Below are 20,238 nucleotides of genomic sequence, written 5' to 3'. Positions count from 1 at the left end.
GAGAATTTCATATTCCACATGGTGTTTCAAATGCTGTTTTGTTGCCTTATGTAATGAGTTTTAACCTTTGGGTTGCTAAAAAACGTTATGCGAATGTGGCTAAGGCGTTAGGTGTTAAGACAGAAGGAGCCCTTGAAAAAATCGCCCAAGCCGGTATAGAAAAAGTTTTTGAACTATTAAGGATGTGTCAATTGCCGACGCGTTTATCTGAATTAAATGTTCCTCAAGAGGCAATTGATCGGTTGGCTCAACGCGCCTTACAGGTTACACGATTGTTAAAAAATAATCCACGCGAAGTGACCCTAATCGATGCAAAAAAGATTTATAATCAGGCTTTTTAATTGCAAGGAATGAATAGATGAAAGCGGAAAGGAAAATCCAAGACGTTATAGTGCCCGTTGTTACACCATTTAAGACGGATGGACAAGTGGATCATGATGCTTTACGCTCGATTATCAAATACTTAATTAAATATAAGTCACATCCTTTTGTTTTAGGAACCACAGGAGAGTATGCTTCAATTCCATCCCGGGATAGGGATGCAATTGTCAAACTGGTTTGTTCGATTGTAAATGGACAACAGGATGTTTACGCAGGCATTGCTTCCAATTCATTTGAAGAATCTATAGAGGCGGCCAAAAAATATTTTGATTTTGGTGTGAAAGCTGTGGTTGCACATTTGCCAAACTATTATCCTTTAAACGATGCTCAAATGTTAAACTATTTTGAAACTCTGGCTGAAAACATACCGGGCCCGTTAATTATTTACAATATTCCCGTTACGGTACATCATTCAATTCCAGTAAACATTGTTGAAAAATTATCCTATCATCAGCGAATCGTCGCGCTCAAAGACTCAGAAAGAGATTTAAAACGTATGGAAGCATGTTTGATGCGTTTTAAAGATAGGCCGGACTTTAATTATCTTACTGGCTGGGGGACGCAAATGGCCCATTCATTAAAACGTGGGGCAAGTGGTATTGTCCCCGGAACCGGGAATCTGGCTCCACGACTTTATTTTGAAATGATGGACGCGGCATCCAGAAAAAATTGGGAGCGAGTAGAAAAATTACAAATGATTGCCAATACGATATCTGAAATATATCAAAAAAATCGCAGTTTGAGTTTGGCCCTAAGTACTTTAAAGGTAATGATGAATGAGTTATCATTATGTTCAACAAAGGTATTAATGCCTTTAACCGCATTAAATCCGGAAGATGAGAATAAAGTGAGAATTCAATTTAGAAAAATAAAAAATAAATGGAGTAAATATTTTGAATAGAAATAGTCGTTATTTACCGATAGTAGGAATTACCATGGGCGATCCATCGGGTGTTGGGCCAGAAGTTACGGTACGCTTATTGAGCACATGCCGTTTGCAAACAATGTGTAGACCAGTCGTGATTGGCAGCGCACATATTCTAAATCTGGCGGCAAAAAAATTTGCCCCTCATTTAAAAGTGAAAAGTATTGATTCCCCAGCGAACGGCGATTTTAGTGACAAAACGATAAATATAATGGAAATCCAATATTCCGGGGATCAGAATATTCAACTGGGGAAATTGAGTGCCGAGGCCGGAAAAATGGCATTTTTATCGATTAAAAAAGCAATCGAATTGGCCGGCTTAAAAGTTATTGATGCTATTGTTACCAATCCAATTCACAAAGAAGCAATTCATTTAGCCGGTTACCAATTTGCAGGACATACGGAAATTTTGGCCCATTTTACGCAATCTAAAAATGTGACGATGATGTTGGTTTACAAAAATATTCGCGTTGTGCATGTGTCCACCCATGTTCCTCTTAAAAAGGCTTGCAATCTGGTAAAAAAAAATCGAGTCCTTAAAATAATTCAATTGTTACATGAGGGATGCCAGATATTTGGCGTTAAAGAACCGGTTATCGGTGTTGCGGGATTAAATCCCCATGCCAGTGATGGAGGACTCTTTGGAAACGAAGAAAAAGAGGAAATCGAACCGGCTATTCTAACAGCTCAAAAAATGGGAATCAATGCAGTGGGACCGATTTCTCCAGATACGCTTTTTGCACAAATGAAAAATGGTTTGCACGATGGTTATGTTGCCATGTACCATGATCAAGGGCATATTCCGTTTAAGTTATTAACCTTTAGTTGGGATTCAAAATCCAAAAAGATGGTTGAAATGCATGGTGTCAATGTTACCTTAGGACTGCCGATTATTCGTACGTCTGTTGATCATGGGACCGCCTTTGACATTGCCTGGAAAGGAATGGCCAGTATTGCTCCCCTTCTTGAGGCGGTCGAAGTGGCTACTCAGATGGCAATTAATAAAACAGCAAAATGAAAAAACAGGCAAAATGAAACTGATATTAGCAGATGATTTTACTGGCGCGGCAGAAATTGCAGGAATTGGGCTGCGATATGGATTAAAGTTAAAAATTTGCAGAATTGCAAATTTTCTTGACCATGATGTAGATGGAATAATTTTAGATACCGATACGCGAGCTAAACCTTCTACGGTAATTACATCGTTGTTTCAACCATTCATTGAAAAGTTAAAACTGGGCGACTTCAGGTTAATTTATAAAAAAACCGATTCGGTGTTAAGAGGCCATGTGCGGTTAGAATTGGAATTACTATTAGAGTATCTAAAGATTCCGCGTATTTTACTGGTGCCGGCAAATCCTTCCAGAAAACGAATCATTCGAAACGGTGTTTTTTTTATTGACAAGCAACCTTTGCATAAAACCGAATTTGCTAATGGGTTTGTAAAAAATCTATTTGAAGGACAGGTTTTAAAGCTTTTAGGAAAAAGTAAAAAATTTCCGATTACGCTCATTAAACCAGGAGAAAAATTACCGCCCAGCGGGATTATTGTGGGAGAAGCTCAAAGCAAAGAAGATTTAATTTTTTGGGCAAATGAAGTGGACGAGAGTATGTTGCCCGCTGGCGGAGCAGAATTTTTTTCAACGTTACTTTCTCGCCAAAAAGGGCAGAGTTTTGAACAACAAAACATTAAGGCATCTGTAAATTTTACGGATAAAAAATTGTTTTTTGTATTGGCCAGTACATCGCAATACAGCCAGCAATTTCTAAAAAAGTTAGATAAATTTGGTGTAACCGCCTGTTTGTTTCCGAGAAAATTAACCGAACAAAACGCGTTTTCTTCGCTTGTGATTGATGAGTGGTTCCATTGTTTGAAAAAGGCATTCCAGAAAAATAAGCGCGTGGCACTGGCTGTGGGACAAAATGTTGTAAAAGATCGAATTGTTTCCAGAAAATTAAGTGGTACGATTGCCCGAGTAACCAAGAAGGTAATTAAAGAACTTGCTCCCGATGTTCTGCTTGTGGAAGGCGGATCTACGGCAGCCGCTATTTTTAATTTGCTCAATTTAAATAGTTTCATTCCAGAAGTTGAGCTAAACCCAGGCGTTGTACAGTTACGTTCTCCGGAATTGTCCGATAAACTGGTGATCGTAAAACCTGGAAGTTATCAATGGCCTGAAGTAATTTGGAAACATCGATAGTAGTACAAAGGCAGGTACCAGCGGATTCTATCATAAGGTAGATCAGATTTCTTTAGTTTGGTTAAGTTGTGCATTGTGCGATATTGTGTCAGGTGAAAAAGTAAAAGAAGGGAGGACTATTGGAAAAGGGACTTACCTTACTTGATTTTATAGTCGTGGCGTTTTCTCTAATAATATCTATTATGGTGGGAGGCTATTTTGCCCGTCGTCAAGGTTCCACAAAACGTTTTTTTGCGGCGGATGGCACTGTTCCCGCATGGGCTGTTGGTCTATCGATATTGGCAACACTGATCAGCAGCGTTACTTTTTTAGCTTATCCTGGCGAAGGGTATGCCTCTAACTGGATCCGGCTGGTTCAGGGCTTAATGGTTCCCGTTGTTTTGCTTTTAATGATCAAATTTATTGTTCCACTTTACCGCGATGTTATTGGCATTAGTACTTATGAGTATTTTGAAAAAAGATTTGGGTTTTTGGCGCGTCTTTACACCTCTTTAGGTTTTGTAGCTGCTCATTTTTCTAAAATGGGTACGGTTTTCTTTTTGCTTGCTCTTGCAATCTCCAGCATGATGGGCTTGAATACATATTTGGTTATCTGGGTTGTGGGGATATCTGTAATTGTTTTAACGGTGTTGGGCGGTATTGAAGCGGTAATCTGGCTGGATGTAATACAAGGCTTAATGTTAATGGCAGGCGGCCTTATGTGCGCTGCTATTTTGTTATTCGTTCCCCCTGGCGGACCGGTCGCTGTTTTCCATTTTCTTTTTGAACATCACAAAATCGGTTTTGGACCTTATGACATTGATTTTACCAGATTAACGTTTATCGTAATGGCCCTTAATGGAATTTTTTATGCGATCCAGAAATACGGAACAGACCAAACAATCGTTCAGCGTTATTTAACGGCCCGATCTGATAAGGAAGCAATAAAAGCGGCATTAATCGGTGTATTGTTAAGCGTTCCGGTTTGGACGCTATTCATGTTTATTGGCTCCGCCTTATTTGCTTTTTATCATCTTACCTCGCAGAACTTACCTGCCGGCATACGACCGGATGCGGTATTTCCCTTTTTCATTATGAATGAACTCCCTCCTGGGGTTACCGGCCTTATCCTATCCGCTTTGATTGCCGCGGCTATTTCCAGTCTGGATTCAGACTTAAATAGTTTAGCCGCCATTGGCGTAGATGATTATTATGTCCGTTTTAGACCTAAAAGTTCTGACAGGGAACGTTTAATAGTTGGCCGGTTAATTATTGCGCTGGGAGGATTAGCGTCTATTTTAGTCGCTAGCTGGTATGTTTCGTTAGGCAATAAAGGCGTGTTAGGCGTTATTTTTACGCTTTATTCTATTTTTTCCGGGGGCATTGCCGGTTTGTTTTTGTTAGGGATCTTCAGCACGCGCACAAATAAAAAAGGCGCTTATATCGGCATTGTAGCCACAATCATTTTTACAGCCTATGCCTTATTAACCTCTACCCCAATAGGATTTGGCGAACACAAAGCGCTTTTAATCGATTTAGGAAAATACAATTTTACACATCATAAATATATGATCGGCGTTTACAGCCATGTTGTTTTGTTTGTGGTAGGTTATTTAGCTAGTTTGCTTTTTCCATCCAGGACGGTGGAAAAAAATCTTACTTATTTGGGTTGGAAAGAGATTCACGCAACACGTAAACAGATCGCTGGACAATAAAGCACATGATATTTTTAAAAGAACAATTTCGAAACAAAGTACATAGTGGACTTCCTTTGTTCTCAACCATGTTATCGTTCTCGCAAAATCCACGATGGATTTTGATTTTAAAAAGTTTGGGATTTGATTTTGTGACGATTGATATGGAACACTCGCCATTTAGCTGGAGCGAAGTCTCTAATTTAGTAAACATGGCTGTAGGCGCTCAACTTTCTCCGATTGTACGCGTACCAAGGCCACGATGGCATTATGTTACGAAAGTTTTTGACATTGGCGCCTTTGGGGTTCTGGCTCCCTACTGTGAAACGGTGGAAGAAGTTAAGGAAGTAGTGCGTGCGGCGCGTTGGCGACCTTTAAAAGGCTACCTGGTCGAACGCGTGATGAATGAAAATATTTTTCCTGGCATAGCCACAAAATCCCATTTACAGCAAGAGAATGGAAATAATATTGTGATGATTGGCATCGAGAGCGTTCCTGCACTGCAAAATCTGGAAAATATTTTAATGATCAAAGGGATTGATGCCATATTTGTCGGTCCAGCTGATCTGTCCATTTCGTTGGGTGTTCCCAGACAATTTGAACATCCTGAGTTCATCAATGCGCTAAAGCATATTATCACATTGGCCATAAAACATCAAGTACAGGTGGCGGTTAACTTTCAATCGATTAAAGAATCTATTCGTTGGGCAAAAAAAGGTATTAATTTAATCATCCATAGTCAGGATTTTAAAGTTTTTTCAGATGCCTATGCAGAAATTTTAACCCATTTAGCCAGCGAGACCGGTCGAACCGTTCAAGGTGAACAAAGACCACAGGTCGAAATTTAATAGATTTAATACAAAGGTTCCGGTATGCAAACGTTAATTTGCCTGATCATTATTGTTACCTTAATTATTGTTGCCAGCACAAAATGGAAACTTCATCCTTTTTTGGGCTTGCTATTAGCTGCGCTGTGCATGGGCTTTTTATCTGGAATGGATGGGACAACTGTTTTAGCAAAAATAACTGGTGGTTTTGGAAATACTTTACAAAGTATTGGAATTGTGATTGCCTTTGGCACGATCATAGGGACGTTTCTGGAAAAAAGCGGCGGCGCGCAGATCATGGCCAATAGCATTTTACAATTGATTGGTGAAAAACGTGCTTCTCTGGCCATGAGCATCACCGGATTTGTTGTGTCCATTCCCGTATTTTGCGATTCCGGATTTGTCATCCTTTCGCCTTTAAATAAGGCTTTAAGTCGAAGGACGGGTATTTCTTTAGCTGTGTTCGCTGTTGCTCTGGCCACAGGGCTTTACGCTACGCACGTATTTGTGCCGCCAACACCAGGCCCTTTAGCGGCTGCAGCCGAGTTGGATGCTGATATTGGTCTGGTATTGGTGTTAGGACTTGTCGTATCAATCCCGGCTGCCGCAGTCGGCTGGCTGTGGGCTCATTTTTACGCTAAACGATTCAAAATATTTCCAGAAGAATATTTTGAAGAAAGATCGGAAGAGCAACCGCTCCCCGGAAAATCGCTGGCTTTTGCTCCGGTTATTGTACCGATTATTTTAATCGCTTTAAAATCCATTGCCGAATATCCTACTGCTCCCCTGGGGAACGGAATCTGGACGAAAACCATTGTTTTTTTAGGTAATCCGGTTACCGCTTTATTCATAGGACTATTTATTGCCTTTGCCTTAAAACCAGAAGAAGACGGAAAAGAAGTGTTGTTTAACTGGGTTGCTCTGGGATTAAGAAATGCGGGCAGCATTATTTTAATTACCGGCGCTGGTGGCGCGTTTGGTAGTATATTGCGAGCGACCGATATTGGAAAAGTAATGGAACAGGCGGCTTTGCACTGGCATATTGGCCTTTTATTACCTTTTATTATTGCTGCCGTATTAAAAACCGCCCAGGGGTCATCAACCGTGGCGATTATCACCACGGCGGCATTAATTTCGCCCCTTACAACTCAATTGGGAATTGCCAATGAAATAGGTAAAGCTTTAGCTGTGTTGGCGATTGGCGCCGGCGCTATGAGCGTTTCCCACCTTAATGACAGCTATTTTTGGGTGGTCACAAAGTTTTCCGATATGGATACGGCAACGGCGTTACGCAGTCACACTCTGGCTACTTTAATGCAAGGCCTGATCAGCGCCGTTGTGATTATTATTCTTTCTCAAATTTTGATGTAATGTGGGTTGATATTCTGGTGGTATGAAATTGATAGAGGCAGTGGAAAATACCGGGGGAAATAAGATGGTGGCAAAAATCATTGCCCTTTTATTGATAACTTTCTGTATTTCCTGGGCTAAGGAAATCGAAGATGTTACGGTAGATATCTGGAAAGGGCAGGCAAGGATTGCCTCCCGTGATCTGGTTGTCCAATTTGATTCACAACCGTTACAGTTAGAAGTTCGGTACAAAAATCGTACGCCCTGGTCTACAGGCACCTCAAAATGGCTTTCCTTTAAAGACGAGAAAGGGGGGCATGCCTTTACCAAAGCGAGTGCAGTCCATCGTCGATTTCATGGTTTTCTTGCCGAGCTGGTTGCGGAGAATGGGCAGCATGGTTGGTTGATAGTAAAGGTGAACTCGGCTAAACATGTTGAAATTGAGGTCATTCCTCCATCCAACACTCAAGCGATGAAGTTGGTTTTACGCAACCGATCAAGCGAACATTATTATGGCCTGGGGGATCTCTGGGGCATCCGCAGTGTGGATGTGAGAGGTTACGAAATCGCCATGTGGGATCAATCGGGTTCGCCTGACGAGTGTAATTACGTACCATTTTACATGTCCACACAGGGCTATGGAATGTTTGTTGATTGCAGCTATCGCGGGGTATTTGATTTTGGGGCAACCAATCCAGAACAGACAATAGTTCGATTCGAAGCGCCAAACCTTTCCCTGCATGTGTGGGTTGGAGGCAATTTTAAAGAAATATTGCCCCAATATTTAGACCTGACGGGATATCCTCCCTTGCCTCCCAGATGGAGTTTTTCCCCTCAAAAGTGGTTAGCCGGGGGCACCTGGAAAGAGGTGTTTGATGATGTAAGGAGAATGCAGAAAGCTGGGATGCCGTTGGGGGTTGTCTGGATCGATCGTCCCTGGATGCTGGGAAACTATGGCAGCGATGATTACATATTTGACCAGAAGCGTTATCCTGATGCGCCACAACATATTGCCGAGCTCCACAAAATGGGGATTCGTTTACTGGTGTGGGGCTGTGATTTTTTGACCAGGGATTCGCAGTATCTCTCGGAAGGCATTCAAAAAGGCTATGTGATTACTCGCCCCGGGAATAAACCGACGCGTGAAAATGGGCAATTTTTAATCGATTTTGCCAATCCAGAAGCACGGGAGTGGTGGAAAGATATTGTACGCAATGTTCTGCGACTTGGAATTGACGGCATTAAAGTGGATCGCGGGCAAAATTATCCGGTAGATGTTGTTCCCCCCAGCGGCCGTGATCCACGGGAGATGCATAACTATCACGCTTATTTATTGGTGAAGGTTTTTGCCGAAGCACTTGCTGAAGAGCAGGGAAACGATTTTCAATTGACACCTCGCGCCGGCTGGGCTGGTACGCAACGGTGGACGATGAAATGGCCGGGAGACTTAAAAAGCAATTTTGATCCAGATAAAGGGCTGCCTTCCGCTGTGTGCGCTCAAATGTCGGCAGCAATGACGGGCTTTGCTTTCTGGGGATCGGATATTGGCGGATATGGAAGGAATTTGTCCAAAAAGTGTTTTATTCGTTGGGTAGAATTTGGTACTTTCAGTCCTTTGATGGAAACGGTCGGTAAAGATGACTACCGGGAAGCTCCATTTTGCTGGGATCAGGAAACCGTAAATATTTATAGGTTTTACACGAGGTTAAGAGTCAAACTCATTCCCTACATTTTTGCCATGGCGCGTAAAGCTCATGAAACAGGCGTTCCATTAGTGCGCCATCTGGCCTGGGAATGGCCCAATGATCCTGAAGTTCATCAACAGCATTATGAGTATTTGTTTGGAGATGATTTGCTGGTGGCGCCCATGGTTACGGAGAGCGATACGCGGCAGGTTTACATCCCCAACGGCAGATGGATCGATTTCTGGGATCGTAAAAAATTGTATGAAGGACCAACAACAATTACGGTTACAGTTCCATTAAATAAAATTCCGCTCTTTATCAGGGAAGGAACCTCCTGGCAATTTGCAATGCCAGATTAAAAGCGATCCTGTTGAATTGGATGTTGACAATTTAAGAAGAGGAGTAGAAGGCCTGATGAATCCCAAATGGCTACCAATCATCCTGATGTTTTTATTGATGATTACAAATGTGAATTGGGCCCAACCAGAGTACAATCCCGTGGCAGATCCAGCCGCCATTGTCGAGCAGGACCAGGTGCGGTTTACGGTTTTAACGCCGCGTGTCATTCGAATGGAATGGTCAGAAAATGGGAAGTTCGAAGATCGCGCTTCTCTGGTTTTTGTAAATAGAAGAGTTTCGGTTCCTCGTTATGAAGTCACTAAAAAGAATGGTTGGCTACGGATTCAAACCGATCTGCTAACTTTGTTTTATCTTTTGAACAGCGGTCGATTTACAGAAAAAAATTTACGCATTGAATTTACAATGAACGGCCAGAAAAAAATATGGCATCCGGGAATGCCGAATACCGGAAATTTGCATGGTACAATTCGAACGCTCGATAAATGTGATGGAAATATTCAACTGGATACCGGAAAACCTATTGATCTTGGAGAGGGGCTCATTTCCCGAGATGGATGGGCGCTCATTGATGATTCCCGACGCCCATTATTTGATAATTCGTATTGGCCGTGGGTAACACCACGTCCTCAAAATGAAACACAGGATTGGTATTTTTTTGGATATGGCCATGACTATAAATTGGCCTTGCATGATTTTGTTGAACTGGCGGGCAAAATTCCAATTCCTCCCCGTTTTGCCTTTGGTATCTGGTGGTCGCGCTATTGGGAATACACCGATAAAGAATTGCGGGAGCTTGTGAATAGCTATCATTCCCATAATATTCCGCTTGATGTTTTAGTTGTTGACATTGATTGGCATTTAAGGTTCCAACCAGGTTGGTTTGATAAAGAAGGACATTTAAAGCGCGATCAGGCCGGGCAACGGTTTGGCTGGACCGGTTACACATGGGACAAGAATTATTTCCCCGATCCTGAGGATTTTTTAGATTGGACAGAACGTCAAAAACTTAAAGTCTGTTTGAATCTACATCCCGCTTCAGGTATTCAACCTCATGAAGCGGCTTATACGGCAATGGCCAGAGCCATGGGGATTGATCCTGCCACCCGAAAATACATTCCGTTTGATATTGTAAATAAAAAATATGCGGAAAATTACATGCGTCTGGTTTTACATCCGCTGGAAAAAATAGGCGTAGATTTCTGGTGGTTAGACTGGCAGCAATGGAGCACTACTCGCATTCCCGGCGTTAATCCTACGTTTTATTTAAATTATGTCTTCTTTTCAGATATGGAACGTCAGGGACAAGCTCGTCCTCTGATTCTTCATCGTTACGGAGGATTGGGGAATCATCGATACCAGATTGGTTTTTCTGGAGACGTCGTGATTTCCTGGGGTTCGCTGGACTACCAGCCTTACTTTACGGCCACAGCAGCCAATGTGTGCTTTGGTTATTGGAGCCACGATATTGGCGGCCACACCCTGGGCGATAGTCCGCCAGAGCTTTATACGCGATGGATTCAGTGGGGCGCCTTTAGTCCTATTTTTCGTACACACGCTACTAAACGAAAAAACATAGAACGGCGTATATGGGCTTATCCTTTACCGTTTTACAAAGCCATGCGTCAGGCGATGTTGTGGCGCCATTCATTGATTCCCTACATGTACACGCAGGCTCGAAAAACCTTCGAAACCGGAGTTGCTTTTTTACATCCCTTATATTATGAGTTTCCTAATACTAAAATCGCTTATCAGTTCCCGAATGAATATTTATGGGGTGATGATATCATTGTGCGTCCGGTTACGCATCCCATTGCAAAAGATAGTCTGGCAGTACCGGAAATGGTTTGGTTGCCGCCTGGTCAATGGTTCGAATGGTCAACCGGGACCATTTTGAATGGAAACCAGATTGTTAATAGAACATTCATGCTGGATGAAGTACCGGTGTATGTACGCGCGGGCGCTATTGTGCCCATGCAGAAACCCTTGCTCTCTGCACAGGTTGCACAACCCGATCCCCTTGTTTTGGTCTTTTTTCCCGGGGATTCTGGCCATACGGAAGTTTATGAGGATGAGGGTAATACGAATAACTATTGGGAAGGCCAGTGGGCCAGAACGCCGGTCTCTTTCCACAAGATGAATGATGAAACCTATAAGATTGTGATTGATCCCGTTAAAGGACATTTTCCCGGGATGGTAAACCAACGTTCTTACCTATTGCAATTCCCTCTCACCTGGCCTGCTTCTCTGGTCATTCTGGATAAGGATACTCTTGATTATAGTCGTTATGATTCCACTGGAAGATGGACTTACAGCGGGGAATTTTTTGGTGTTCAATTACATACGCCAGAACTGCCCACCAATCAAAGACATGTTTTGCAGATACGTTTTGTGCGTAACGATCGATTTGTTTTTTCCGGAATGAAAGGTAAAATGCATCGGCTGATGAAAGTAGCGAAATTTCTGGCTACTTATCGGGAGTGGAACCGCTACCATTTTCCAAAGCAACCAATTGCAGGTATTGCGCAAACGGGATTAGCCCTGGAACAGCATCCCGAACGGGCAAAATCTATATTGCAACATTTCCCGGAAAGCTGGAAAAATGCGAATGAAATCTTAAGCAAAGCGGTGAAATCCTATCCGGAATTACGTCCTTATATCGTTTTATTGAGGGATCTGTGAAACGGTTATGGGAAAATCATTTACGCCAGGCTAAGCAGAGCATGGTAAACAATTAAGGTTTTATTAATAAGCAAAAAAGGCAATCCGTTAATGAAACAGCTTGTAGCGCGTAGTTATATTCATGGACAGTGGGTTCCACAGCAAAACGAACAAATGGTGGAGTACCGGAATCCTGCTAATATTAAACAGGTGATTGGTAAGGCTCAATTTGCGCATTCTTCACAGATTACTCAAGCTGTATCCAGCGCCACTCAAGCATTCCATAAATGGGCAAACATGGCCGTGGGAAAAAGAGCCGAATTATTAAGCAAATTTTTGGAACGCATCTGGCAAAAACGTTCGGATTTAAAGAGAATGATTACGCTTGAAAATGGGAAAACGCTTAGTGAGTCTGAATCGGAAATCGCTTCGGCCTATTCTGAAGGAAAATTTCAACTTAAATACATTCGTAATAAGTTGACTGAAGAAGGGAAAGGGGTATCCGCCATTCGCTATGATCCAGTAGGCGTAAGTGTATTGCTCACACCCTGGAACTTTCCGATAGCAACAATTATTCGCAAGCTTGTTCCTGCTTTGATGTGTGGGAATACGGTAATCGTAAAGCCTTCGGAGTTGACGCCTTTTTCTGCTGGATTTTTGTTTGAACAAATCCATGCTGTGAGATTCCCTGAAGGAACAGCCAATTTATTGATTGGCGAGGGGAGCGCGGTGGGTTCCAATTTGATAAAGCATCCTGAAATTAAAGCCATTTCATTGACCGGTGGGACTCCCACAGGCAAAGCCCTGCTAAAAGAAGTTGGGGAAAAAGGGATTCGATTTCAGGCTGAGTTGGGTGGATCAAATGCAGCGATTATCTGGGAAGACGCCGATCTACAGCAGGCTGCCAGAGATTCGATTCAGGCGGGTTTAGCCTGTTGTGGGCAATGGTGCACTGGCACTACGCGCCTGATCATAGCCAGACCGGTTTATGAGCAATTCTTAAATTTACTCAAAGAACGCATGCAAAGGATTGTAATAGGAGATGGTCAAAATCCCAAAACCACCATGGGCCCATTAATTTCTGAAAGACAGTTTTTTAATATGAAGTCAATTGTCAAGCGCGCTATGGAACAGGGCGCCCGTTTGCTTTGTGGAGGAAAACAACCGTCGGGTCTTACAAAAGGACATTTCTTCGAGCCAACGCTGTTGGCCGATTTAACGCAACAAATGGAAATAGTGAAAGAAGAAATTTTTGGTCCAATCCTTTTAGCGTTTCCCATTGATGATTTTGATCATGCGTTGGAGTTAGTCAATGATTCTCCATTTGGGCTTTCAGCATCGATTTACACCAAAGATCACGACTTAGCAGAAAATTTTGTGGCTAAGGCCGATGTTGGCCTATGTCACGTTAATTTCTCAACCGGTTATCGCCTTCCAGAACTTCCTGTTCTGGGACGCAAGGATTCAGGAATAGGTTGGCCGGAAGCTGGACGTTTTGCACTGGATTTTTTTACACAACCCAAAGCTGTTTACAGGAATTTATTATGAAAATAAAAAACATTGTACAAAAAACCGTTCCTTTAAAATCGTCGATTCGAAATGCGGTTATTGATTTTTCGGCAATGACCACATCGGTGGTGGCCATCGAAACGGATGTCGTTCAGAATGCCAAACCTGTCATCGGTTATGGCTTTAATTCCAATGGAAGATACGCACAGGGCGGTTTGTTAAATGAACGCTTTATTCCCAGATTGTTAGAAGCGTCTGAAAAGGAATTGCTGAACGAAGATGGCTCCAATTTTGATCCCTTTCGTTGCTGGGAAGTAATGATGCGCAACGAAAAACCCGGAGGGCATGGCGAACGTAGCGTGGCGGTGGGCACTTTAGATATGGCCTTATGGGATATCGTGGCCAAAATTGAAAAAAAACCATTATACCAAATTCTGGCTGAACGCTATGGTAATGGTAGGGCAAATCCAACCGTTTATGTTTACGCTGCTGGCGGTTATTACTCTCCTGGCAAAAATTTAGAGTCGCTTCAAGACGAATTCAAACGCTATCTGGATATGGGTTTTACGGCCTGTAAGCTAAAGATTGGCGGCGCGTCACTTAAAGAAGACCTTTTACGAATTGAAAGCGCTTTGGAAATAGTTGGACATGGTAAAAACCTGATGGTTGACGCCAACGGACGATTTGATTTGATTACCGCACTGGAATATTTGCAAAAATTGGAAGCTTTCCGTTTGAAATGGTTTGAGGAACCTGTGGATCCCCTGGACTATTTTTCTTTGGCGGCGATTGCAGAGGTCAGTAGTATCCCGATCGCTACTGGCGAAAATTTATTTTCAAAAATCGATGCACAAAACTTGATTCGTTACGGCGGGCTGCGTCCGCATCGTGACTTTTTGCAATTTGATCCAGTGTTAAGTTATGGGCTGGTTGAATATTTGCGGATTTTAAATATGTTAAAAAAGTATGGCTGGTCAGTGCAACGGTGCATTCCACATGGTGGGCATCAATTCGGTTTACATATTGCTGCTGGACTGGGATTGTATGGCAACGAAGCTTACCCGGAAGTTTTTCTCCCTTTCGGAAAGTTTGGAGAGGGCATGAAACCGGAAAAGGGTTGGGTGCGCTTATCGGATGAACCTGGCATTGGTTATGAATTAATTCCTGAAGTTTACGCTATTTTTAAGGCATTGTAGCCACTTTAGAACTTCCTGATGGGTAACGGCTTGAAGCTTAAAATCTTTTCTAAAATGCACCCATCAGGTTAGATGAGAAAAAAATATGTAGTCCATTGAATAACACTTAGGAAATGATGAGTGAGGCGGGTATCGAATAAGTGTAAGGCTTCTGCAAAATTACATTAATTGTCGTTCTGAGCGAAACGATGAATCTAAGAAGTTAAAACAAAACATTGGATTCTTCTTCGCTTTGTTCCTCAGAATGACAGTGCACGTTTAATTTTGCAGAAGTCTCAAGTAATGTCTTATAGGAGGGTGAATTTCTATGATTAGAAAATTGATTTCCTTTAAGAAAGGATTGGAATTGGTAACTGTGGTAATATTGGCCCTATTTTTCTTTACTTGCCAAAAGGCAAAACCTCCCAAACAATCGATAGAGGAACCGGTGCAGTACGTGGGAACCCGCCAGCCGGACCAATACGTTTTTGACGGCAAACTTCCGCACGCCGTGGGCGTGCACAGTTATCAGGTCTTTCGGGCAAATCGCCGATATCCAGAAGAGGGCGGCAGAGTCGGGTTTACTTACAATCACCAACCTTACCTGACCTTCTGGAAAGGGAAATTTTATCTCCAATTTTTAAGCGGAGAGGTGCAAGAACACACCCCTCCCACGCGCATTATGCTGGTAACAAGTGAAGATGGACGTGATTGGTCCAGCCCTGTTATTTTGTTCCCGGAATATGCCCTCCCAGAAATCCATTACCAGGGCTACACCATTCCGGCAGGTACCAAATCGGTGATGCATCAACGGATGGGATTTTATGTAGCTCCCAATGGTAGATTGCTGGCTTCCGGTTTTTACAGCTTTTGTCCTACCCCGCGTTTCTCGCCAAACAAAGGCCAGGGATTGGGACGTGTGGTGCGGGAAATTTACCCCGATGGCAGTTTCGGTCCGGTCTATTTCATCCGATACAATCGTCATGCCGGCTGGAACGAAAGCAACACCCATTTCCCGTTTTACAAAACCAGTCTCGATAAAGGCTTTGTGGAAGCCTGCGATTCTCTATTGGCTGATAAGTTAATGATTTTGCAATGGTGGGAAGAAGACCGGGGAAAGGACGGCTTTTTCCCCATCGACCCATCGCAGATTCTAGGACACAATCCGCTGGCTGAAAAAGTGGGGGTTACGACCTCTGCTGGCGCCGGGAAAGCATTTTGTTTTTATCATTTGCAAGGCCATGAAGTGGTTGGCATCTGGAAAAATGGTTATATGGCAACGTCTCCAGACAATGGCAAAACCTGGACGCCCATTATGAAGTCTACCACGCTCTGGACTTGTGGCGCTAAAATATGGGGGCAACGCACCGAGGATGGCCGATTTGCTCTGGTGTACAATCATTCTGCAACGCGAAGAAATCGATTCCCGTTGATTATTCTGACCAGCGAAGATGGGCGTCATTTTGACAACATGCTGGTGGTGCAGGGCGAAGTTCCCCCCATGCGTTATCAGGGGCTGCATAAAAATCCGGGTCCCCAATACGTGCGCGGTATTGTAGAAGGTAATGGAAACCCACCCGGAAAAGAAATGTGGATTACCTACAGCATGAACAAAGAGGACATCTGGGTGAGTCGCATTCATGTACCAGTTCTGGATGCGGTAAAGGAACCGGTTCATCAGGATTTTGAGAAAGTGTCCAATATTGATAAACTCACCTGCTGGAATCTTTATGTTCCGCGCTGGGCGCCTATTAGAATTGCCAAAGAAGGCAATGGAAACCACTACCTTGAATTACTGGACGAAGCTCCTTACGATTATGCAAAGGCAGAGCGCATCTTTCCGGAATCTCAACACCCCACCATTGCCTTTCGGTTTCGCATCCATGCCTTGCGTCAGGGGAGTGCCCTGTTTGTAGAGGTTCATGATGCCCAAGGAAATCGGCCTATTCGACTGCGCATCGAAAAAGATTGGATGAACCTGGATCATCTTAAGGTAAAAGTCAGCCCATTGCCTGTTCAAAGGCAACGCTGGCATTCAGTAAAATTGATGATTAAATGCTCTTCTAACTCCTACGACCTGTCTCTGGATGGCCAATGGTTGCGTAAGGATGTGCCTTTTGGAGAAAAGGTCAATTCTGTACAGCGTCTGGTATTTCGCACCGGTCCCTGGCGGGGGGATGTGCGAAAATGGCTGGCAGAATTGGGTGAGCCCAGAACAGCCGGCCTGTATCGGGAGGATTTCCCAGGGAGTGATGAAAAAGTGGAGATCAGCCGCTTTGCCATTGATGATGTGATTGTGGAATAGAAAAAGACACGTCACTATCTAAATTTTAAGGGCAGGCGAATAATATGGTAATTTTAAAACGAATAGTACCGGACATGAGAGCAGAAGAACGCGAATCTCTGGTTTTTCGGAAGAGAACCGAAAAATTTAACAATGCAGTTAAAGGCCGTTTGGGTGACTTTTGCAGGAATTTTTTAGTTCTTTGGGCAAAAGCGCCAATCGGACGATCGCATTTCACCAGGAACCAGAATGCAATCGAAAGCCACCCGAATGATCTGGCGTAAGACTTATCGTGTGTACTATCCCGATGGTACTCTGAAAGCTATCTGGCAGGGTGGAGTTGCCGATGACGGAAGATTTTTGCTGGATGGCAAGGAACAGTGGTTTTATGCAGATGGCCAAAAGCAGTGGGAGGTGAATTATCGTCTGGGGCAAAAGGTTGGAGTGGAAACCTATTGGGATCGCCATGAAAATAAAGTCTGGGAATGGGAGCATCGACCGGAAGGCCTTTCCGTGTGGCGTCAGTTCTGGGAAACAGGACAATTAAAGGCAGAGTCGCATTGGCGGAATAAGCGTTGCCAGGGCATGGCCCGTCTCTGGAACCGCCAGGGACGATTAATTCAGCAAGTCATCTTTGAAAATGGGGAGGAGACTGCCCAATGAGCGCTTCAATATTCAGAAAATGGGTGAAAGTGATGGTGCTTAGTGGTTTTATGTTGATGAATGCTTTTGGGCAATCTGACAATTACAAGGCAAATCAAAAAAGCATCGTCCTGGCAGGCAGGGCTCGTTTTACCGTGCTCACCCCTCGACTGATTCGACTGGAATGGTCACGAGATGCTCGTTTTATTGACCAGCCCTCCATTGTATTCATCAACCGTCGCTTGCCCGTACCACCTTTCCATGTTCAAAAAGAAGGGGAATTTCTCATTTTAGAAACGCAATTTTTGACACTGAAATACCTGCGTAATAGCGGGCGGTTTACAACCAGAAACTTAAGCATAGCCTATCACGATAAAGATACCACTTTTACCTGGCATCCGGGAATACCCAATAGCGGAAATTTGAAAGGAACGGCTTATTCCCTGGACGATCACAATGGGCGTTTTCACCGCGACACGGCCAAACCTCTGCAACTGACGGATGGATTAATTTCCCGCGATGGTTGGGTAGTCATTGACGACTCCCATACTGCCTTATTGGACGATTCGGAGTGGCGCTGTTTGCTACCTCGCGCACAGGACGAGGAACAGGATTGGTATTTTTTAGGATACGGCAATCAGTTTAAGGCTGCTTTGCATAACTTTATTCAGGTTGCCGGACGACCGCCACTACCGCCTCGCTTTGTCTTTGGCGTCTGGTGGTCACGATACTGGGAATATACGGATCAGGAACTGCGTCAGTTAGTCAAGGATTACCGTGATTACCGCCTTCCGCTAAATGTTTTAATGGTGGATATGGATTGGCATATCACCAGTTTGCCTGAATTTTTTGAAAATGGCAAACGAAAGCACGTACCAGGTGGAAAGAAAATGGGCTGGACAGGTTTTACCTGGAACCGAAATTATTTTCCGGAACCAGAGGAATTTTTATCATGGATGCATGCCCACCACATTCGGGTTGGATTAAATCTGCACCTGGATGCCGGAATTCTGCCCCATGAAGCTCGTTATGCTCAATTGGCGCGGGCGCTGGGACTAAATCCGGCTTCGCGGCAGCCCATTCCGTTTAAATTGTTTGATCAATCGTTTATGAAAAAATTCTTCACCAATATTCTTGACCCTATGCAACAGCAGGGTGTGGATTTCTGGTGGCTGGACTGGCAAAACTGGAATCCTGGTCCTGTGCCGGGTGTTAATACGCAGTACTGGCTCAATTATGTTTTCTTTTCTCATGCAGAAAAGCAAAACAAGCGGGGCCTCATTTTAAGTCGTTACGCCGGATTGGGATCCCACCGTTTTCCAGTCGGGTTTTCCGGAGATGCCAGTATCTCCTGGCAGTCCCTGGATTTTCAACCCTATTTTACGGCTACTGCCGCCAATGTGATATATGGATACTGGAGCCACGACATAGGAGGGCACACACGTGGCGATAGTCCACCCGAGCTATACACACGCTGGGTACAGTTTGGGGTGTTGAGCCCTGTGTTCCGTACCCATGCCACCAAAAGTGAGAACATTGAACGGAGTTTCTGGGCCTATCCCCTGCCGTATTTTAGAGCCATGCAAAAGGCTGTTCAATTGCGAGCCAGGCTCTTCCCTTACATTTACACCGCCGCATTTAATGCTTATAAAAATGGCGTGGTCATTTGCCATCCATTGTATTATGAATATCCCCGTCAGCCAGAAGCCTACCGCTTTGGAAATGAATATTTTTTCGGGAACCGTCTTCTGGTTCATCCCATAACCCATCCCATTGGTAAGGACAGCCTCTTTACTTATCAGTTGGTGTGGTTGCCGCCAGGTGAGGGATGGATTGAATGGCTAACGGGATCGGTTTTTAAGGGAAATCAGATTTTAAAGCGTCCGTTTATGCTGGATGAAATTCCATTTTACGTAAAAGCCGGGGCCATTATTCCAGAGCAACCATTTCCAGAGGAAAGGGATACCCTAAATAGCAATCGCCTGATCCTTACCATTTTTCCGGGCGGCACAGATCAAATTGATATTTATGAAGATGATGGCATAACTCAGGACTATCAAAAAGGAGTTTTTTCTTTAACTCCCGTGCGCAGTTATGCTATTGAGTCGGGATTGAAGGTGGAAATTGGTCCCGTAAAAGGGGCCTTCCCTGGCATGCCGGAAAGCCGAAGTTATGAAATTCGCCTGCCGCTTTCCTTTCCTCCTCGAGCCGTTCTAATCAACGGGAAAACGGCGCCTTATAAACGCTACGGGGACAAGTCCTGCTGGACGTATAATGGAGATACTTTCGAAACTCGAATTTTTACTTCATCGGTCAATGTCCAACATACTCTGCAAATTCAGGTCTTTTTTTCGCGTTTGGACTGGTGGACGCTTTCGGGGTTGCCTGCACGGATAAAACGGCTAAAGCACTTTGCCCGGTTTTTAGCAGCCCGGGGTTGGGATAGGTCCCGCTATTCCAATGATCTAATTGTTAGAAACGCCCAGCTCGGTTTACGCATCAGCCAGCATCCGGAACGGATGGAAGCGCTGCTGGAGCAATTTCGCCAGGAGTGGCCCAGAATTTTGA

13 protein-coding genes and 1 pseudogene are annotated in these 20,238 nt (G+C 43.8%); all 14 read left to right on the top strand.

Annotated features, from left to right (window positions below):
* Nucleotides 1-341, top strand: a pseudogene (locus tag ACWB0I_RS03230) (iron-containing alcohol dehydrogenase); the annotation flags it as partial.
* Between the two features lie 17 nt (nt 342-358).
* Nucleotides 359-1,282, top strand: coding sequence for a dihydrodipicolinate synthase family protein (locus ACWB0I_RS03225; RefSeq protein WP_479386597.1), 924 nt, complete (start codon nt 359-361; stop codon nt 1,280-1,282).
* Nucleotides 1,283-1,316: 34 nt separating this feature from the next.
* Nucleotides 1,317-2,324 (top strand): 4-hydroxythreonine-4-phosphate dehydrogenase PdxA, encoded by a 1,008-nt coding sequence (gene pdxA / locus ACWB0I_RS03220; protein ID WP_479386596.1) that lies wholly within the window; start codon nt 1,317-1,319, stop codon nt 2,322-2,324.
* A gap of 13 nt (nt 2,325-2,337) precedes the next feature.
* Nucleotides 2,338-3,507: a four-carbon acid sugar kinase family protein gene (locus tag ACWB0I_RS03215; RefSeq protein ID WP_479386595.1), complete on the top strand. Its 1,170-nt coding sequence runs from the start codon at nt 2,338-2,340 to the stop codon at nt 3,505-3,507.
* 119 nt (nt 3,508-3,626) lie between these two features.
* Nucleotides 3,627-5,201 carry a sodium:solute symporter family protein gene (locus ACWB0I_RS03210; RefSeq protein WP_479386594.1) on the top strand — a complete coding sequence of 525 codons (1,575 nt, stop codon included), beginning with the start codon at nt 3,627-3,629 and terminating at the stop codon, nt 5,199-5,201.
* A 5-nt stretch (nt 5,202-5,206) separates the two neighbouring features.
* On the top strand, nt 5,207-6,028 hold the full coding sequence (locus ACWB0I_RS03205; RefSeq protein ID WP_479386593.1) for an HpcH/HpaI aldolase family protein: 822 nt from the start codon (nt 5,207-5,209) through the stop codon (nt 6,026-6,028).
* A gap of 24 nt (nt 6,029-6,052) precedes the next feature.
* Nucleotides 6,053-7,378 carry a GntP family permease gene (locus ACWB0I_RS03200; RefSeq protein ID WP_479386592.1) on the top strand — a complete coding sequence of 442 codons (1,326 nt, stop codon included), beginning with the start codon at nt 6,053-6,055 and terminating at the stop codon, nt 7,376-7,378.
* A gap of 22 nt (nt 7,379-7,400) precedes the next feature.
* The gene (locus ACWB0I_RS03195; protein WP_479386591.1) at nt 7,401-9,401 is read left to right on the top strand and encodes a glycoside hydrolase family 31 protein; all 2,001 of its coding nucleotides are present in this window, start codon (nt 7,401-7,403) and stop codon (nt 9,399-9,401) included.
* A gap of 55 nt (nt 9,402-9,456) precedes the next feature.
* A complete protein-coding gene (locus ACWB0I_RS03190) occupies nt 9,457-12,081 on the top strand; it encodes a glycoside hydrolase family 31 protein (protein ID WP_479386590.1) in 2,625 nt (874 codons plus the stop codon).
* 90 nt (nt 12,082-12,171) lie between these two features.
* Entirely contained in the window at nt 12,172-13,608 is a 1,437-nt protein-coding gene (locus tag ACWB0I_RS03185; RefSeq protein WP_479386589.1) for an aldehyde dehydrogenase family protein, read from the top strand.
* The gene (locus ACWB0I_RS03180) at nt 13,605-14,765 is read left to right on the top strand and encodes a mandelate racemase/muconate lactonizing enzyme family protein (RefSeq protein ID WP_479386588.1); all 1,161 of its coding nucleotides are present in this window, start codon (nt 13,605-13,607) and stop codon (nt 14,763-14,765) included. The genes ACWB0I_RS03185 and ACWB0I_RS03180 overlap by 4 nt, the downstream gene beginning before the upstream one ends.
* A gap of 307 nt (nt 14,766-15,072) precedes the next feature.
* Entirely contained in the window at nt 15,073-17,049 is a 1,977-nt protein-coding gene (locus ACWB0I_RS03175) for an exo-alpha-sialidase (RefSeq protein WP_479386587.1), read from the top strand.
* Nucleotides 17,050-17,277: 228 nt separating this feature from the next.
* Nucleotides 17,278-17,691 carry a toxin-antitoxin system YwqK family antitoxin gene (locus ACWB0I_RS03170; RefSeq protein ID WP_479386586.1) on the top strand — a complete coding sequence of 138 codons (414 nt, stop codon included), beginning with the start codon at nt 17,278-17,280 and terminating at the stop codon, nt 17,689-17,691.
* Nucleotides 17,688-20,238, top strand: a 2,551-nt coding sequence (locus ACWB0I_RS03165; RefSeq protein ID WP_479386585.1) for a glycoside hydrolase family 31 protein, incomplete at its 3' end; no start/stop codon positions are given. The genes ACWB0I_RS03170 and ACWB0I_RS03165, both read left to right, overlap by 4 nt.

This window comes from Caldithrix sp. (genome assembly GCF_056497305.1).
Note: the sequence above shows the minus strand (reverse complement) of the source record. Positions and strands in the feature narration are given on the sequence as shown.